The organism is Pseudoalteromonas sp. 2CM28B, assembly GCF_023161935.1.
The window spans coordinates 24,756-42,974 of record NZ_JALNTH010000028.1 but is presented as its reverse complement, the minus strand read 5'-3'; the positions used below and the strand labels follow the sequence as shown (position 1 = coordinate 42,974).

Genomic DNA, 18,219 nt, shown 5'->3' with positions numbered 1-18,219 from the left:
TTATTTTGACTAACTTAATTTAACGGCATTAAACCAAGCGATTACGCGACTCTTGTTGACTAAATGCAGCGATATTTAAACTCACTTCTTTAACCAAGCGCGCAATAGATTCGGTACTGGCCCACGCTATATGTGGGGTTAGTAGTAAGTTATCTCCCGTGTAATTGGCCAGTGGATTGTTGTGCTCAGCAGGCTCTTTGGTTAGTACGTCAACACCTGCACCAGCAATCACATTGGTTTTTAAGGCTTGTGCTAAGTCTGCTTCGTTTATGATCCCCCCGCGCGCGGTGTTAATAATAAGCGCAGTTGGTTTCATCATTTTTAATTCATTAAGCGTAATTAAGTCACGCGTTTCATCATTAAGTGGGCAATGTACGCTGATAATATCCGCTGTTTTTATTGCGGTTTCAAAAGGCGTGCGTCCTTGGCGACACTCAGCACCTTTGCGCTCTGCAACAATGACATGAGCACCAAAGGCTTCAGCCACTTTAGATACAGCATTGCCCAGAGTTCCCCCACCAATAATGGCTAATGTTTTACCTTGAAAGTCATTAAAGCTGTAATCAAGGCGACAAAACATTTCACTTTTTTGCCATGCACCTTGTTGGCAGTCCGCTTGGTAGCGATGAGTATTGCCTAATAAGTTAGTAATTAACGAAAAGGTGTGCTGCACAACCGAGGGGGTTGAATAACCAGCAACATTGGTTACCGCAATGCCTAAATCTTTCGCGGCATTTAAATCAACATTATTGGTGCCGGTAGCACTAACACAAATAAGTTTGAGTGATGTTAATTGTGCCATGGTGTCACGATTAATCACTACTTTATTGGTGATTAACACCTCTGCATTTTGGCTATGTGCTAGCACTTGCTCAGGGCTAGTTAGCTGATGCACGGTAAGCTTTCCCAGTGCTGAGATACAATCAAGTGAGGTGTTTGCCAGTGTAGCGTTATCAAGAATTGTTATGTTCACGGTGTGTCCTAATAGTGTATGTGTTAAGGGAATAATACCCCCTGTACGCGAAGTACTTGTGATAAAAAGAGTATCATCTATTTGAATGTTATTGGGTTTATCATGTTGCGTTTACATTAGCAGTTGTAGAGGCATATTTAAATGTGGTCTGCCCACTGAAGCTTAACTGGCATGTTATTATGAGCAACTGCCTTGCTAAGTTAATTTGAATAAAGTGCTGTTAGTAAGGTCTACCCATTTAAATTAATAATTAATAGCCATAGTCTATACGTATGCGTTGTTAGCAAGACAGCTAGGCTCAGCGTTAAACTATAACGCTATGAAAACTCAGTAAATCGAACTTTAGTATTGCTAGTTTCGTATTTTTGATTGAGTTATAATCAAAATCAGACACAGCGGGGCGTTTTAACGCGCCGTTTTTAACTTTGTAGATGCAGTAAATGATTGAATTAGAAGATAAGTACGCAGATATAAGACCTTACAATGACGATGAAGTTGCCGCCTCATTAACGCGATTAATTAACGATAATGCGTTTATTGATGTAATTGCAAAATACAATTTGCCACGCTTTATATCCGCAGTTGGGTTTTTAGCACGCGCTATAATAAAGCATCAGTTGCGCAAAAAGTGGGGCAAAGTTAAAACGGTTGAAGATGTACAAAATGAAGTGGCACATTACTTAAATATATTAATAAAACGTACCACCTCAAAAGTCACTTTTTCTGGCTTAGAAGACTTAGACCCTAATCAAGCCTATCTTTTTGTTTCAAACCACAGAGATATTGTACTTGACCCTGCACTGGTTAATTGGGGCTTATTCCAGCATAAAATGAAAACAGTGAGAATTGCGATTGGCGATAACTTGCTGCAAATTCCTTACATTACTGAGCTTATGCGCTTAAATAAAAGTTTTATTGTGAAACGCTCAGCGAAAGCCCCAAAAGAGATGTTAAAAGCGCTGACTCAGTTATCAGCTTATATTTATGATTCACTCAGTAGCGGGCACTCAATTTGGATTGCCCAAAAAGAAGGGCGCGCTAAAGATGGGGTTGATCAAACTGATCCTGCGCTTTTAAAAATGTTGCAACTTAATGGCCGTAAACAAAAGAAAGAATTTGGCGAATACATTAAAGAGCTCAAAGTGGTGCCAGTTGCAATCTCTTACCAATACGAGCCTTGTGCTATAGCTAAGGCAAAAGAGCTATATCATAAACAACATCATGGGAAGTATGTTAAATCGGCGGGTGAAGATATTGCCAGCATTGTTGAAGGGTTTAGTTCAGCCAAAGGGCATGTGCATTTATCGTTTGGTCAGCCTATTGAGTCAGGTTGTGACAGTGCCGATGAACTGGCAAAAACCATTGATAAGCAAATTATTGATTCGTTTTACTTACACCCAGGCAACTTTATTGCTGCTGGCTGCACTGAGGCGGTGATCAATAAAAATGACGTAGTACAATTTGAAGAACGTTTGGCCAAGGTGCCAGAAGAGTTAAGGGCTTTGGTTTTAGCTATGTATGCCAAGCCATTTCATCGAAAAACACAAGTAGATGAACAAAGCTGTGAGCAGTAATTAACAGCTTAAGCTAACAACAAAGCAGCAATTTATTTGCTGCTTTTTTTTTGCACAAAAATAGCGCTATACTCAGGCTATGCTTTTAATACCGGAGGGTAAAATGCAACAAATTGAAATATTTGATATTCCTAGCCCTTGTAAAGGTATTTGCTTAGTTAATAATCGCGGTTATTGCAAAGGCTGTTATCGCAGTCGCGATGAGCGTTTTTCATGGAATTCGTTAACGAATTCTCAAAAGAAAAAAGTATTGAGTTTATGCCAGCAGCGCTATAAACGTTACTTACAGCAAAAAAATAAAGTGGCACAATCATCACCGCAAGCAGATCAACAAGGTTTTGATTTTTAAAAGTGTAGGTTGTATTTTGACCTGAGTTTTGCAACTGTGCCGTTATTGTGTAACTTATCCAGTGTAGCTTCTAGCTGGGGAACAATATCCGCATGACTGTGATGTAAATAATGATAAAGCGGGTAGGTTGCAACTACATGTTTTTCATAGCAGCCTAAAGAGGGAGGAATGGTTTTATTTGCCATCGCAAAATCAATAAGTAACGCTCCTTGTACTTTTTGCTGGATCAGTAAGTTAAGCTGCGTATTATTATTTTTAACTTCAATTACCTTACCTTGAAAATCAATACTGTCTAAATATCGCTGTTGCACAGGGTAACTGGAAATAATAGCAACGCTATCTATGGTTTTAGTGGAGCTGGGCTCACAGCGTTTATAAAGTTCAAGGTTAAATTTAAAGAGTGGATAGTTAACTCGAATTAAATTTTTATAGGCACTTTCAATACTGATATCGCGAGCAAGCTGCCCATCTAACATGCCATTATCTGCTGCAAATAGTGCATTTTGACGATTAAAATCGACAATATTTAGTTTAAAGCCCATATCTGTATAGGCCAATTGTAATAGCTCAATGGTATAGTTTGCTTGTTGAGTGTTTTGCGGGCGATTAAATGTGTAGCTATAACTGTGCGCAAAAGACATATTACTAAAAACTAAGCACAGTAATACCAGCAATCCGTTAAAGCGTTTAAGCACGTCAGTATTTCCAATTAATTGCGGCAAGATAATAAGCAGCCATAGTAACAAATTGTCTGTCTTTTGCACAGTTTGCATTAGTAATCTTGCAAAAGTTACCACCAACAATTATTGATTACGTTGAATTATTTACAGTCGCTTATTTTTATTAGTTATAGAGTTAGTTTTTTATAAGCTTAAACGTATAATCTATGTTTTATTGAGCGAGGGGCTGTTGACCTTTGCGGATGGAAATTTGTTCAAACTAGGGGCGCTCGGGCGAGTTGTTTAACCTAGTGGGCTAGTAAAAGCCGAGCAAAGCCTCCGTATGCTGCTCACGCCACTTACCTGTATTCATGCAGGCAACAATAAGTTTATAGCCACTAATAATTGGAGTGAATATGAGTTTTAATCTGTGTAACTTGCCGCGAGAGCAAAAGTATCAAATTCAGTTAGATTACGAGGCCTCATTTTGGGCTTATCAAATTAAGCGCGGTAAAAAAACGCGTGAGCAAGTGTACGACAATCTGCATAGTCGTCCTGTTGCAGAGCAAGGTGTTTTAAAACAAAAATTTGAGCAGTATTTGGCCATTATGCTTAGCTAGGGTTTGCCTACTATGCTTGTAATTAAACAATTAGAATCAATTAAAACGCCCTTAGTTAATAAGTTTTATACGTTATATAACGTCCGCGGCCGTGCTAATAAACAGGATCAGGTCTGGGTCGCTTACGATAATAATACGATTATTGCCGCCTGCCGGTTACAGAATAAGCCCACATTTTTATTTTTATCAACGGTGTTCGTGGCTCCTTCTTATCGTTCAAAGGGGGTGGCAACCCAGTTATTAGTTGCCCTTTTAAATGCGCAAACAGAACCTGTTTACACCTTTGCTTATCAACGCCTTACTGATTTTTATCAAGCACTTGGTTTTAACCAAGTGTTAACATATACTCCTGCATTATTAACGCTATTTGATGCTTATAAGCACCGAAATATTACCGCATTGAAATATCAATAAAACATAAATTAGTAATAGGGCAAGCATGGGTATGAGTATTAATGGGTTTATCACAGCCATATTTGTGCTGTTTATGCTCATAAGCGTTGAAGTAACAGCGCAAGTAAAACGATTATCCCCAAGCGAAGGCTTATCTCAAAGTTACGTTAATACCATGCTTATCGATAACAATGGGTATTTATGGCTCTCTACTGAAGGGGGCCTTAACCGTTACGATGGCTATCAAGTTATTACAATCAATGGCCCTAATGGTGAGTTAGAAGAGGCGAACATTGATCGCATATATCAAGATCAGCAAGGGCATATCTGGATTGCCTCCTTATTAGCAGGCTTGTTCAGATACGATCCGAAAACGGATACCTACCAACAATACATAGAAAAACCTGTCACAGAAGAGCAAATACTACAGCAGTCCGTTTTTACTATGTTAGCCACCGATGATAAAACCTTATGGATTGGACAAGGCCGAGAGTTTGCAAAACTCGATATAGACAACGGCTCTATTACCTCCTTATTTACACTTCCTGAGCAATTTGAAAATGCGTTTGTGCGTACTTTGTTTCATTATAACGGTTATATTTTTATAGGTAGCACAGACGGTGCGTATGTTTTTAACATCGCAACACAGCAGGTAAGGCCACTCGAGCACTTGAGTGAAACGGATGTACATATTTATCAAAATAATGTGAAATCATTTGCGCTAGGTAATAATAATCAGTTGCTTGTAGGTGCGGTTAAGGGCTTATACGCTGTTGATATTAGTAATTTAGAGGTAATGTTTAACAACCGCGAACAATCATTTACAAGCCAAAAATTACTGGCCGATTTGAATGTTTGGGATATTGATAATCAGCAAGGAGTGCTCGATTTAGCAACAGATAAAGGCCTGCTTTGTTTTAATTTAACTACTAAAAAAGTGGTAAAAAATAAACGTATCCAGCAGAGTAAGTACACCCTCGCCGATAACAGTATTATTGATATGGTGAAAGATAAATCGGGCGGAATGTGGCTAGCCACTAAAACCGATGGTGCGTTTTATTTATCGGGCGACAATTACAAGTTTTATAATGTAGAGGGAAATGCACTGATTGGGGATGGTTTATCACATCATTCGGTATGGTCAATTAAGGAGTTCCAAGAAAAGCTATGGTTAGGCACACACAATGGTTTAACTGCGGTTGATTTAAAAAGTAATCGCTCGAAGGTGTATTTAAAAGATTATAAAGTCGATTTACTGACCACAGAGTTTACTATTTTCAAAATTATGCCTTACAAAGATAAACTCTGGCTGCACTCAAACCGAGGATTATTCATTTTTGACCCGCAAACTCAGCAACTTACCCAACCAAAAACTAACAGTCCTACCAATCAGGTTTTTTTAAATGATTGGATGCATGGCCTGACATTGCTACCAAACGGGGATTTGTATTTTGTACACCCAGATCATGGTATGTTTAAATATAATATTGATAGCCGACAATTAGTTCACTTAAAAGGCGAATTAGCACAATTTGACCCTTTTTTAGCGCATGGCTTTTTACCTCCATTACCGCATCAACCCGAGAAGCCATTATTTTTTAGTGGTGGCGTTTTATATCAATTTAACCCCAATGATTTAAGTTTAAACACCATTTATAAAGTGCCTAAACACCATGAAAATGTAGCCGTTAGTATTCTTTCCTACGTGGTAGATGGGCAAGGCATACTTTGGCTATCGTTATCTAATTTTGGGCTGATTGGTATAGATGCAACGACCTATGAGTTAGTGCACACAATTGATTTAGATAAAAATAAGCTAGGCACCTTGTTGTACGATATGGTTCTTGATGAAGAGGGAATGATTTGGATGAGTAGCCATAAAGGAATATGGCGACTAAATCCTGAAACAATTCATTTTCAGCAATTTACAACATCAGATGGGGTGCTCTCTGCTGAGTTTAATAATGGCGCTATGGCTAAGTTAGCGGATGGTCGAATTGCCTTCGGTAGCCTCAAGGGTTTTACCTACTTTGATCCTAAAGACAATAAAAATAGCCAAGGTTTATTAGAGCAGGTCAATATCACGCGCATCAACTTAATGTCTCGGGACTTGTCTATAAATTTACAGCAGCCATTAAAAAATATCACTTTAAACCATGATGATATCGGGCTTGAGATTGCATTTTCAGCGATGTCATTCAGCTTCCAAGAGCGCATTATTTATGAATATCAGCTCGATAAAGGTAAAAAAAGTTATACCCGAAATAATCGGGTGGTGTTTCCTAAATTAAACCCAGGCAGTTACCAGTTAAAAGTCTGGGCAAAAGATCCATTGACCGGCGACTATACTGCGCCAGCAACGTTAAATATTAAAGTGAAATATCCGCTATGGCGTGCTCCATACTTTTTAGCGCTTTATGCCATTTTATTGATCACCATAGTGACTGCATGGGTAATGAGGCGCAACAAAATACAGCGTATCTTATTGGCAGCACACAAAGAAAGCCAAGACAGTGAAGCGCGTTTAAAGCTTGCACTAGAGGGAAGTGAGTCCGGGGTATGGGATTGGCAGGCGAGCCAGTTAAATATTTATCAGCCTAGATTAGTCAACGAATTAGGCTACGAAGATGACTCGGTGAGTTTAGATGACTACCTAGAAAAAATTCACCCTCAAGAGCGTGCTATTTTTAGGTTGGAGTGGTTAGAATTTTTATCAACAGATAAAGGGTATTTTAATTGTACCTACCGATTACGCCACGCCAAAGGTCATTGGCGCTGGTACAAAGACTTTGGCAAGGTGGTTGAATGGGATAAAAAAACGCCGCAAAAAGTAGCCGGTACGTATACCAATATGACACGTGAAAGGGTGTTTGAAGAGCATGCACGGTTATTTACCGCCGCGTTTGAACAAACCCGAGATTGGGTGTTTATCTTAGATAAAAACTTTAATATACGTGCCTCAAATAAATCGCTGCAAAGCGCTTTTGGCTTATCAGCAGAGCCTCGTTCAACCCGTGCGCTTAACTTGGGAATGTCCCGCAGTAGCTATTTTGATTATTTACGAATTATGCAAAAGCTTGAAGTGGGCGAACATTTTTCATGTGAAGACACTGTCGTTCTGGCAAACAAAGAGCAACGCCATGTACTGGTTAAAATAAGCGCCGTGGCTGATGAAAGCCAAAGGCTGAGTAGTTTCGTGATTATTTTAACGGATATTCATGCACAAAAGTTAGCTGAGAGCGAACTGCACATACTAGCTAATTACGATTCACTTACAGGGCTGCCAAATAGAACCTTGTTTAACGACAGAGCTATACATGCCATCGATCAGGCGCGCCGCCATCAGTGTAAAGTGGCTTTGTTACACGTTAATATAAAACGGTTTAAGTATTTTAATGATTCATTTGGTACAGAAAACGCCGATGAGATAATAAAGCTGGTGGCAAACCGCTTGAAAACAGCATTGCGCCCTTGTGATAGCGTCGCGCGTTTAGGCGGTGATGAATTTGTAATTCTAGTTGAAGATATTCAGCAAATAGAAGAAGTATTACTTATATGCACCAAACTAATGGATTGCGTGAGTAAAGACATTGTTATGAATCAGCAAAGCGTCAATGTGCACCTAAGTATTGGTGTGGCTATTTTCCCTGATGATGCCGCGCATTATAAAGCACTATTGAAAGCATCAAATGTGGCGCTTTATTATGCTAAAGATGGCTTGGAAGGGTGTTATAAGTTTTACAAACAAGAAATGAATCAACGTGTTGAAAAGGCGATGCATTTAGAATCACAGTTGTTCAAAGCTTATCATGAACATAAATTTTGTAATTATTATCAACCCATTATTAATGCGTCTACGCAAAAAACAGTGGGCTTTGAGGTGTTACTACGCTGGCCTGATAATCAGTTAGCGAGTACACAAGAGTTTGCAAACGTAGCTGAAAATATAGGTTTAATCACTAAAATAATGCTACAAACATTTAAGCGTGCTTTGGTGCAGTTAGCTCGTTGGCGTAAAGTGTGTCCTGATCTATACCTATCAATTAACCTCTCAGCACTGGATTTTGAATTTATCGGACTCGTCCCTGAAATTCGCCAAGCACTAAACAATGCAGCACTGCCGCCCGAGGCTATTGTATTTGAAATAACAGAGTCTATTTTAATGCGAGACTCAGAACATGCGCTTAAAAATATGGACTTATTAAAGCAACTAGGCTGTAAGTTGTACATGGATGATTTTGGAACAGGGTATGCCTCGTTAACTTATTTGAAGCGCTTTCCGATTGATGTATTAAAAATAGATCGTAGCTTTGTGCAAGATATTGGTATTGATTCGGATAACGAAGCGATTATTCAATCTACACTAGCTTTAGCAAGCAGTTTAAGTAAAGAGTGCATTGCTGAAGGGGTTGAAAGCGCACATCAGTTGGCTTTTTTAAAAGCGCAAGGTTGTAGCTACTTTCAAGGTTACTTGTTTAGTAAAGCGGTGCCTAAAGAGCAGGTGCTTGAGCTTATTGAGCACGATTGGCATCCTGTATTCTCACAAGCTTAAAGCGCCGCTTAATACATTATTTTATTAAGGACGTTTACCACAGTGACGGCAAAATAAGTGTGAGCTGCGTTTATTTAGCTCCGCTTTTATTGCTTTATTGGCCTCTAGCTTACTTAGCCCTAGTTTGTAGCGTAACTCCTCAAGGTGATGCATCTGCTCATCAGTGAGCTTACCATCGGTTATTTTCTCGTGGGTGGCATCTTCAAAGAGCTGGCGACGTTTGCGTATTTGCTCTGAGAAACTCGACGCTAATAAACCGGTTGGTATGGCAACCATCCCCATACTCACCAACGTGATTACGCCACCAAATAGTTTACCAATAGGCGTTATAGGCACAACATCACCATAACCAACCGTGGTAAGGGTTGCCATTGCCCACCACATGGCAGCAGGAATAGAGCCGAACTTGTCTGGTTGAATGTCGTGCTCTAATAAATAAATACCGCAAGAGGCTAAAATAAGTAACACAGACATAATAAAAAATGCCGCCAGTAATGAACTCGACTCATCAATAAACGCCTGCAATAACAATTGCATTGCTCGTGAATAACGAGTGAGCTTAAATACCCGCAACAACCGCAGTACCCGTAAAAAACGCAAATCGATAGCAAAGAAAAACATTAATAAACTAGGCAAAATGGCAATTAAATCGATAATTGCCAGAGGTGATAAAATATATCGAATCCGTTTTTGTGTGTTTGAGCAATTCATGGAGGCGTACTTTACGCGATCGACACAGGTCCAAGCACGTATTAGGTATTCAGCACTAAATATAGCCACTGATACCAGCTCCAAGATTAAAAACTCGCTATAGTACTCGGTTGCGATGCTGCGCACCGACTCAAGTACAATCGCCACCACATTAATCATAATGATACTGATCAGTATGATATCTAAAATGTGTCCCGCTCGCTGATACTTACCTGACGCTTCAAATACTTGGTTTATGGTTTGTCTTAGTTTACGCATAGTACCTATTATAATGTGAGCAGCATATTGATACTGCCTTCTTCAAAATCACGACTTATTTTAAATCCGAGTTTACGAGCTAACTCAATCATGCCGGTATTTTCTGGCAGTGTGATACCTTCAACCGTTTTCACGCCTTGGCGTCTGCAGTGAGAAATAGCCGCGTTCATTAAAATACGCCCTAACCCAAGCCCTTGGCAATCAGAACGTACCACAATGGCAAACTCTGCTTGTAAATTATCGGGATCCATAATCACTCGCGAAACCCCTAATGTGTGTTGTTGCTCGTCTTGTGTTTGGGTAACAATAAACGCCATTTCGCGGTCGTAATCAATTTGCGTCATTTTAGCGAGTTGATCATGGTTAAATTGTGGCAATTCACCAAAAAAGCGCTTGTACCTATCTTCTTTGCTTAAGGAGCGATCAAACTCTTGATGTGCTTGCTCATCTTCTGGTTTGATTGGTCTGAGCGTTGCTAAGGTCTTATTTTTTAGGGTCACCGTTTCAACCAACTCAATAGGATAAGGGCGGATTGATAAACGTTTTCGGTGCGCCTGAACCTGATACTGATTTAGGTTCATGGTGGCATCAAGGACTAAAAACTGCCCATTACTGGCTAAAATAGGATTAAGCTCTAATGAGGTGATATCAGGTTGATCAACAACGAGTTGAGAAATTCGGGTCAGTAGCGCACATAAACGATATTTATCTACTTTTTCTGGCAGAATGCGATCTTTAAGGACTCCCTTATCATGGGCGGCGGCAATTAAATATTTAGCTAGGTTCATATTCAGTGGTGGCAAGGCCACCGCCGCTTGAGCGTACTCAAGCCCTGTGCCAGCTTCACCTAATAAAATAACTGGCCCAAAATTAGGCTCTGTTTTAATGGCTATGCGCAGCTCATTGGCACCTGCTCTAGGCGCCATTTTTTGTAACGAAAAGCCATCAATAATAGCATCAGGGTAGGTGTTTTTTATTCTTAACAGCATGGCAAATGCCGTTTGTTCTACCTCTTGCGCATCATTGAGGTTGAGTACTACGCCACCGACTTCAGACTTAGAGGGAATGCTGGGGCTCATCAACTTTAATGCGACCGGAAAACCTAGCTCTATTGCTTGCTCTTTTGCCTCAGTAGGGGTGTAGGCTACTTCAGTTTGGATACAGTCTATACCGTAGCTACTTAAAATTTGACTCGCTTGATGGGTTGATAAGTAATGTTGCTCATCATTTAAAAACTCTTTAATAGCTGCTTTCGCTGCTACTTTATTAATAGTCGCATCATCGGTGTTTGATTCTGGCGTTTGGGTTAAATGTTTTTGGTTACGACGATAGCTTACCAAGTGCATAAAGGCACCTACTGCGCCTTCTGGGGTACGATAGGTCGGGATGGCGTTATTTGCGCAGATGCGTCTGGCTGCGAAGGCGGCATCTTCTCCCATGAAATTAGTGATCACATACGGGCGTGCCATTTTTGGTAATTTGTTTAGTGCCTCAACAATAACCTGAGCGTAATTTTCACTCGGGGCCAATGCCGATGGAGTATGAATGATCAGTAAGTTTTTAACTTCTTTAGCATTAAGCAGTATTTCTAATGCGTGTTTGTAACGCACTGGCGCAGAATCGCCAAATATATCGACAGGGTTGGATGTTGTGTCTGAATGTGGGATCACTTTATTGAGTGCTTCGCGCGTTTTATCACTAAGCTGAGCAAGTTTACCTGAGCTTTGAATAAGTTCATCAACGGCCATCACTCCAGGGCCGCCGCCATTAGTTAGTATAGTTAGCTGCTCTACTTGCAATAATTTGGGGTGCATTGCTAAGGTTTGAGTGGCGGCAAAAAGCTCGCGCAAATCATTTACTCTTAACATCCCTGCGCGTTGAAACATGGCATCATATACTGCATCTGAGCTTTGTTTTCCGCCGGTGTGTATTTCAGCAGCAAGAGCGCCTGCACTGGTTCTGCCCGTTTTAATAGCAATTACGGGCTTAGAAAATGCCGCCGCACGCGCGGCAGAAATAAAGCTGCGAATATCATTAATGTTATCTATGTAAAGTAGGATAGCTTTGGTTTTAGCATCGCGGCCTAAAAAGTCGAGTATTTCGTCAAACTCAATATCTAAACAATCTCCCATAGATATAAAGTATGAAAAGCCAATTTCTTTATTTTTAGCCCAATCAAGAATCGTTGAACAAACAGCCGCTGATTGCGACACAAAAGCCAGTTTACCTGGCGTGGCAACAGTGTGCGAAAAACTCGCGTTTAAACCTATATGCGGAATAAGTAACCCTAAGCAATTTGAGCCAAGCAGCGTTACCTTATGCTTCACAGCATTATCTTTAAGTTCTTGTTTTTGCGCGCTTGTTAGGCCATCAGCAATAATAATAGCGCTATGACACCCCAGCGTACCTAGCTGCTCAATAATTTTCATTAAGGTGTTTTTATTGGTACAAATAACGGCTAAATCAGGTACTTTGGGGAGAGCCTCAATACTTGGGTAAGCTAATACGCCATGCACCGCAGTATGATTGGGGGTAACGGGCATGATGGGCCCTTTAAACCCGCCTTGTAATAAATTACGCATTACCACATTACCAGCCCGAGTAGGGGTGTTTGATGCCCCAATAACAGCGACTGAGCTTGGATTAAAAAACTGGCTAATACGTTTTAGACTCATTGCGTTTCCTTGGCTGATTAAGTTTTGCTATCTATACCCTTTCAATGTAACCTGTTTATTATGTTTTTTCGAGCGTGAACGTGCTTATTATTGATATTAGGGTCTGTTGACCTTTCAAGGTTAAACTTGCAGCAGTCTGTTTGGTATTTAGGCAAGGCAGAGCCTATGTGGTGTGGTTATTCCCCATAAATAGGCGATAACGCAGCATCAATGCCAAACAGGCGCTGCCCGAAGGGTTCTGCCTAGGGGCGATTTACTCTTTGTTGCTCGGTTTTTACTTAGCCCACTAGGTTACAAACCTCGCGCCGCGATTAAATCGCCCCTAGTTTGAACAAGTTTTAATCCGCAAAGGTCAACAGACCCTAATCAAGGAGATTAAGGTGAATAAAATATCGAATTTAAGCGTTGTTATGGCAGCGGCGTGTTTAAGCATTGGCCTAATTGCATTGGGTTTTATTGTAAAAGGGGCTGCGCTTGATATTAAAGGGATGGAGCGCACGGTGCAGGTAAAAGGGTTAGCTGAACGTGAAGTTGTGGCAGATACCGTTATTTGGCCTTTACAGTTTAACGATGCCGACAACAATCTTGAAAAGCTTGTTGAGCGAGTTGAGCAAAAAAATGATGCGGTGATTGCTTTTTTAAAGTTACACGGCTTTGATGATCAAGAAATATCGACAGGTACTCAATCTATTATAGATAAGCAAGCCCGTGAATACGCGAATGATAATCAAAAGTTTAGGTATGTTATTAGCTCAAATATTATTGTGTATTCAAATGCTCCTGATAAAGTTAAAAACGCACTGAGCAAAGTGAGTCAGTTAGCTAAACAAAATATAGCTATTGTGCAAGACAACTATCAAACCCGTATTGAGTATATTTTTACTGGGCTTAACGATATAAAACCAGCCATGGTGCAAGAAGCCACAGAAAAAGCTCGTGAAGTGGCAGATAAGTTTGCTAAAGATTCAAATTCACGCTTAGGTAAAATTAAAACCGCTCGCCAAGGGCAGTTTAGCATTAGCGATCGGGATTCAAACACGCCGCAAATTAAAAACGTACGTGTTGTTACCAGCGTAGAATATTACTTATCAGATTAGAGCCGCCACTTGTTCAGTAGAGCGCTGTAAATAAGCGGCGCTCAGTAGCAAGGTTATCTCGCTTGGGGGATTATTTTTTAATGCCTCAAGTATTTGTAATTTTGCTGCAGGATTTTGTTTTTGCTCTATTTCCATTAATGCGAGCAAGGCCGAAAATTCATGTTTTATCGGAAAGTTTGGCTTATGTGCATAGGCAATGTAACTGGCAACCGGAGTGAGCCCTTGCTTATTTGTATGTGCTAACGCATGTAGTAACTCTTCATTAGATTCAAATAACATCAACGAGCGAACATAGTTAAAAGGCAGTTGTGTGGGCATTGCTTGCTTAAATACATTATGCAGGGCGTTATTGCCAGTGTCGTCTGTACTAATAAACCCCTTATTTAATTTAAGTGCAGGCGTAAAAAAGCTCAGCGCATCTAAACTGGTTAGTTTTTCAATAAACGGCGCTGGTGGCGTATTGGTGGTTAAAATACGCATGGCGATGTTTTGCATAAAATCGTATTTAATACTCATGCGTAGCGCACTTTCAAACAGGTAATTAAGCTGTATTACTTGCTGTGCCTCAGTGAGCTTTTTAAAATCGTTATCTAGTTCATCAAACTGCTGTTGTTTAATACGCGCATTGAGTAGCTGTATGCTTAGATCCATTCTGTTCTCCTTGAGTTCCAACTTTATCCTAGCTTAATTTTTTGCTTTATAAAACAAAAGGCCGCAATTGCGACCTTTTATACCTTTAAGTAAATACTTAAAAATTAAGCTTGTTTGCTGGCAATCCACTCATTAACGAAGTTTTCTAGTACGTTTAATGGTACAGGGCCATTTTTAAGCACTACATCGTGGAACTGGCGGATATCAAACTTATCGCCAAGTTGCATTTTAGCATCTTCACGTAGTTCTAAAATTTTCAGCATACCTACTTTGTAAGCCGTTGCTTGAGATGGCATTACAATGTGGCGCTCAACCATTTTCACACCGTCAGAAGTCGCGTTAGGAGTGTTGTTAACGTAGTAATCAATACCTTCTTGACGAGTCCACTTCATTGCGTGAATACCGGTATCAACCACTAAACGACATGCACGCCATAATTCCATGGCTAAGCGACCAAAATCTGAATACGGGTCTTCGTAAAGGCCCATTTCTTTTGGTAGTAATTCTGAGTATAACCCCCAGCCTTCAATGTAGGCTGTGTAACCACCAAATTTACGGAACTTAGGTACCCCTTCAAGTTCTTGTGAAATGGCAATTTGCATATGGTGACCCGGAATCCCCTCATGATAAGCCAAGGCTTCCATTTGGTAAGTAGGCATTGCTTCCATGTCGTATAGGTTGGCGTAGTAAATACCTGGGCGAGAACCATCTGGCGCAGGTTGCTGATAAAACGCTTTACCTGCCGCTTTTTCACGGAATGCTTCAACACGTTTTACAATCATGTCGGCTTTTGGTTTTACAATAAACAGCTCATCTAAGCGTGTTTTCATGTTATCAATTAAGCCTTTAGCTTCGCTTAGGTACTGCGCTTTACCAGCTTCAGTGTTAGCTAAATAAAATTGCTTGTCGGTTTTCATAAACTGCATAAAGGCGTTTAAGTCGCCCTCAAAGCCGACTTTATCTTTAATGGCACGCATTTCATCATGAATACGTGATACTTCAGCAAGGCCAATGGCGTGAATCTCTTTTGCTGTAAGGTCTGTCGTGGTGGTGCGTTTCAGTGCGTTATTGTAAAACACTTCGCCATCAGGGAATTTCCAAGCACCGTCACGGTCATCAGCACGTTTTTCTAACTGTGCAATGTAGTTGATTAACTTAGAGTAAGCAGGTTTAACTGCCGATTTTAATGCATCAGTCGCTTCACTAATAAGTGCATCTTTTTCAGCTTGGTCGATTTCTAATGCATTCACTTTACGTTTAAAGTCAGCCAAAAGAGTTGAATCTTCACCTTGTTCAAACGGCGCACCTTTAATGATGTTTTTGCTTGAATCAATCACGTGTGGAAATACAAATTTAGGGGCGATGATGTTTTTATTGGCGCGAATTTCTAAGTCGGTAATCAGTTGTTCGAATACACCCGGAACCCCGTTTAAACGGGCAATGTAATCGTTGGCTTCTTTTACGTTGCTAATTTGATGCTGGTTAATTAAAAAAGCCGGCACCATAGAATGTGTACCAAACATTTGGTTTACTGGGTAGTTATGGTAACGCCATTTGAAATCAGCAATGCTGGCTTCTAAATCTTGTTTTTTTAAATCATAACTTACTTGAGTAGCTGCATCTAATTGCGCACGGTCAATGTTGTTGAGCGTGACTAAATCGGCTTTAGTTTGTGCCAAGTCTTTTAGCGCTTTTTCTTCGCTGTTGTCATCCCATTTATCGTAATCTTTTTTGATGCCCATATAGGTTTGATAAACTGGGCTACTCATTACATCACGATTAAAAGTGTCTTCAAAAAAAGCATTCGCTTTATCAATTTCACTTTGTACAGGTTGAGCTTGAACCGCCGGTGCAGACGTTGATTGTTGTGTTGCTTGTTGGCAACCGGCAAGCAGTGCCACGCTGATGGTGGCAGCAATTAAAGTAAGTTTACGCATTCGTTTCCCTTTTGTTGTTAGAAACCTATTATTGTCACTAAACAAATAACGCAAGTAGATCATTTAAAAAACGTTGGCCTTGGAGTGTAACGTGCCAGTGGCTGTCTGTTTTTGTTAGTAAACCGGCATTAATGGCTTTATCTAGTGCATGCTGTTGGCTTTGCAGTGGTTGCTGCGTCAGCGCATTAAAATCATTTATAGGGCATGGCTCTATTAAACGAAAGCGATTCATAAAAAATTCAAACGCTAAGTCGTCTTGCTCTACTTGCCAGCTTTTGTACAGGTAGGGTTTAATAATATCCATGTAGCCCCGAGGGTGTTTTACTTTTTCAGTGCGTGTTATCACCCCCGTTTTCGCATCAGTGACCTTACCATGAGCGCCGCAGCCAATGCCAAGATAATCGCCAAACCGCCAATAATTCAAGTTATGTTGGCATTGATAGCCAGGTTTTGCATACCCTGATATTTCATATTGCTGATAGCCAGCTTGTGCTAATAATGCTTGGCCTTGCTCTTGAATATCCCATAAGGTTTCATCTTGTGGCAAAGTCGGCGGTTTTGAAGCAAATTGCGTATTGGGCTCAATCGTGAGCTGATACCAAGAAATATGCGGTGGATTGAGCGCAATAATTTGTTTTAAATCACTCAGTGCATCATCAAGAGACTGCCCTGGTAAGCCATGCATTAAATCAAGATTAAAGCTATTTAATCCCGCTTCATTGGCTTGTTGTGCTGCATAACTGGCTTCATCGGCACCATGAATTCGACCTAGAGCTTTTAACTTATCGTTCTGCATGCTTTGCACACCGATAGAGATACGGTTAATGCCTGCTTTTACATAATCTTTGAAACGGCCAGTTTCGACTGTGCCGGGATTTGCTTCAAGGGTAATTTCACAGTTATCGCTTAAGCCAATTAGGCTATCTACTTCCTTGAGTAAACGGGTGTATGCCGCGCCGGTTAATAGACTTGGTGTGCCGCCGCCAATAAAAATACTGTGAATCTTACGCCCTTGTACTAAGTGTAAATCAGCTTTTAAATCGTCGATTAAATGCTGTACATACTCAGTTTCAGGGATGTCACCTTTTTGCCCGTGGCTATTAAAATCGCAATAAGGGCATTTTTGCACGCACCATGGCACATGCACATATAAACTCAGTGGAGGAAGGTTCACAGGCCGCCTTTGTGTTGTAGCTCTTGCAGTAACATTTTAAGTGCTTGCCCACGATGACTTAGGGCATTTTTTTGCGCTTTTGTAAGCTCTGCACTGGTACAATTTTCTGATGGCACAAAAAAGATAGGATCGTAGCCAAAGCCACCTTCACCGTGTTGGCTAAGGGTAATTTCGCCCTCCCAGCTAGCACTGCAAATAAGTGGGGTAGGGTCGTCGGCGTGACGCATCAGTACTAACACACACCAAAAACGAGCGCGTCGGTTAGGGTTATCGCCTAAATCAGCCAGTAATTTATCGATATTATCTTGATCACTTGCGCCTTTACCTGCAAAGCGAGCAGAGTAAACACCGGGTGCGCCATTTAAGCTATCAACTTCTAATCCCGAATCATCAGCAATAGCCGGTAATCCAGTTATTTTAGCTGCATGACGCGCTTTAATTATCGCGTTTTCTACAAACGTGGTGCCTGTTTCGGCCACGTCACTGACATTAAAGTCGCTTTGTGGTACTACATTAATGTTAAGCGAGCTGAGCATGTTAGCCAGCTCATTTACTTTGCCGGGATTGCCGGTTGCAAGTACTAAGGTGTTGGTCAT

General features: G+C 40.6%; 14 protein-coding genes. 6 read left to right on the top strand and 8 right to left on the bottom strand.

Going from position 1 to position 18,219, the window contains the following annotated elements:
• Positions 1 to 28 precede the first annotated feature (28 nt).
• A complete protein-coding gene (locus MTN96_RS26585; protein ID WP_069439849.1) occupies positions 29 to 973 on the bottom strand; it encodes a D-2-hydroxyacid dehydrogenase in 945 nt (314 codons plus the stop codon).
• Positions 974 to 1,413: 440 nt separating this feature from the next.
• On the opposite strand from MTN96_RS26585, the gene MTN96_RS26580 reads away from it, so the two are divergent.
• The gene (locus MTN96_RS26580; protein WP_138627326.1) at positions 1,414 to 2,547 is read left to right on the top strand and encodes a 1-acyl-sn-glycerol-3-phosphate acyltransferase; all 1,134 of its coding nucleotides are present in this window, start codon (positions 1,414 to 1,416) and stop codon (positions 2,545 to 2,547) included.
• A 103-nt stretch (positions 2,548 to 2,650) separates the two neighbouring features.
• Positions 2,651 to 2,896: a DUF1289 domain-containing protein gene (locus MTN96_RS26575; protein WP_013465866.1), complete on the top strand. Its 246-nt coding sequence runs from the start codon at positions 2,651 to 2,653 to the stop codon at positions 2,894 to 2,896.
• Here MTN96_RS26575 and MTN96_RS26570 read toward each other — a convergent pair.
• A complete protein-coding gene (locus MTN96_RS26570) occupies positions 2,893 to 3,537 on the bottom strand; it encodes a transporter substrate-binding domain-containing protein (protein WP_248533294.1) in 645 nt (214 codons plus the stop codon). The two genes, MTN96_RS26575 and MTN96_RS26570, sit on opposite strands and share 4 nt — an antisense overlap.
• Before the next feature lie 434 nt (positions 3,538 to 3,971).
• Here MTN96_RS26570 and MTN96_RS26565 point away from each other — a divergent pair, with 434 nt between their 5' ends.
• From MTN96_RS26565 to MTN96_RS26555, 3 genes are read left to right on the top strand one after another with little or no spacing between them, the layout of a single operon-like run.
• The gene (locus MTN96_RS26565; protein ID WP_248533249.1) at positions 3,972 to 4,175 is read left to right on the top strand and encodes a DUF3283 family protein; all 204 of its coding nucleotides are present in this window, start codon (positions 3,972 to 3,974) and stop codon (positions 4,173 to 4,175) included.
• A 12-nt stretch (positions 4,176 to 4,187) separates the two neighbouring features.
• On the top strand, positions 4,188 to 4,589 hold the full coding sequence (locus tag MTN96_RS26560) for a GNAT family N-acetyltransferase (RefSeq protein WP_069439852.1): 402 nt from the start codon (positions 4,188 to 4,190) through the stop codon (positions 4,587 to 4,589).
• A 25-nt stretch (positions 4,590 to 4,614) separates the two neighbouring features.
• A complete protein-coding gene (locus tag MTN96_RS26555; protein WP_248533247.1) occupies positions 4,615 to 9,120 on the top strand; it encodes an EAL domain-containing protein in 4,506 nt (1,501 codons plus the stop codon).
• A 24-nt stretch (positions 9,121 to 9,144) separates the two neighbouring features.
• On the opposite strand, the gene MTN96_RS26550 is transcribed toward MTN96_RS26555, so the two are convergent.
• Positions 9,145 to 10,089, bottom strand: a complete 945-nt coding sequence (locus MTN96_RS26550) for an ion transporter (protein WP_036980200.1) — start codon at positions 10,087 to 10,089, stop codon at positions 9,145 to 9,147.
• 8 nt (positions 10,090 to 10,097) lie between these two features.
• Positions 10,098 to 12,764, bottom strand: coding sequence for a bifunctional acetate--CoA ligase family protein/GNAT family N-acetyltransferase (locus MTN96_RS26545; protein ID WP_214552228.1), 2,667 nt, complete (start codon positions 12,762 to 12,764; stop codon positions 10,098 to 10,100).
• Positions 12,765 to 13,144: 380 nt separating this feature from the next.
• Here MTN96_RS26545 and MTN96_RS26535 point away from each other — a divergent pair, with 380 nt between their 5' ends.
• Entirely contained in the window at positions 13,145 to 13,861 is a 717-nt protein-coding gene (locus tag MTN96_RS26535; RefSeq protein ID WP_069439855.1) for an SIMPL domain-containing protein, read from the top strand.
• On the opposite strand, the gene MTN96_RS26530 is transcribed toward MTN96_RS26535, so the two are convergent.
• The 4 genes from MTN96_RS26530 to MTN96_RS26515 all read right to left on the bottom strand — a co-directional run bounded on the left by MTN96_RS26530 (position 13,853) and on the right by MTN96_RS26515 (position 18,219).
• A complete protein-coding gene (locus MTN96_RS26530; RefSeq protein WP_036980197.1) occupies positions 13,853 to 14,512 on the bottom strand; it encodes a hypothetical protein in 660 nt (219 codons plus the stop codon). The genes MTN96_RS26535 and MTN96_RS26530 overlap by 9 nt on opposite strands.
• A 104-nt stretch (positions 14,513 to 14,616) precedes the next feature.
• Entirely contained in the window at positions 14,617 to 16,449 is a 1,833-nt protein-coding gene (locus tag MTN96_RS26525; RefSeq protein WP_069439856.1) for a DUF885 family protein, read from the bottom strand.
• A gap of 37 nt (positions 16,450 to 16,486) precedes the next feature.
• Positions 16,487 to 17,623, bottom strand: coding sequence for a radical SAM family heme chaperone HemW (gene hemW / locus MTN96_RS26520; RefSeq protein WP_069439857.1), 1,137 nt, complete (start codon positions 17,621 to 17,623; stop codon positions 16,487 to 16,489).
• On the bottom strand, positions 17,620 to 18,219 hold the full coding sequence (locus MTN96_RS26515; protein WP_069439858.1) for an XTP/dITP diphosphatase: 600 nt from the start codon (positions 18,217 to 18,219) through the stop codon (positions 17,620 to 17,622). Before MTN96_RS26515 ends, hemW begins: the two co-directional genes overlap by 4 nt.

Excerpts from the sequence above, each read along its gene's own strand:
- MTN96_RS26530 (WP_036980197.1), bottom strand. The coding sequence starts at position 14,512 with ATGGATCTAAGCATACAGCTACTCAATGCGCGTATTAAACAACAGCAG.
- MTN96_RS26545 (WP_214552228.1), bottom strand. The coding sequence starts at position 12,764 with ATGAGTCTAAAACGTATTAGCCAGTTTTTTAATCCAAGCTCAGTCGCT.
- MTN96_RS26570 (WP_248533294.1), bottom strand. The coding sequence starts at position 3,537 with ATGTCTTTTGCGCACAGTTATAGCTACACATTTAATCGCCCGCAAAAC.
- MTN96_RS26560 (WP_069439852.1), top strand. The coding sequence starts at position 4,188 with ATGCTTGTAATTAAACAATTAGAATCAATTAAAACGCCCTTAGTTAAT.
- MTN96_RS26515 (WP_069439858.1), bottom strand. The coding sequence starts at position 18,219 with ATGACCAACACCTTAGTACTTGCAACCGGCAATCCCGGCAAAGTAAAT.
- MTN96_RS26525 (WP_069439856.1), bottom strand. The coding sequence starts at position 16,449 with ATGCGTAAACTTACTTTAATTGCTGCCACCATCAGCGTGGCACTGCTT.
- MTN96_RS26565 (WP_248533249.1), top strand. The coding sequence starts at position 3,972 with ATGAGTTTTAATCTGTGTAACTTGCCGCGAGAGCAAAAGTATCAAATT.
- MTN96_RS26580 (WP_138627326.1), top strand. The coding sequence starts at position 1,414 with ATGATTGAATTAGAAGATAAGTACGCAGATATAAGACCTTACAATGAC.
- MTN96_RS26575 (WP_013465866.1), top strand. The coding sequence starts at position 2,651 with ATGCAACAAATTGAAATATTTGATATTCCTAGCCCTTGTAAAGGTATT.
- MTN96_RS26550 (WP_036980200.1), bottom strand. The coding sequence starts at position 10,089 with ATGCGTAAACTAAGACAAACCATAAACCAAGTATTTGAAGCGTCAGGT.
- MTN96_RS26555 (WP_248533247.1), top strand. The coding sequence starts at position 4,615 with ATGGGTATGAGTATTAATGGGTTTATCACAGCCATATTTGTGCTGTTT.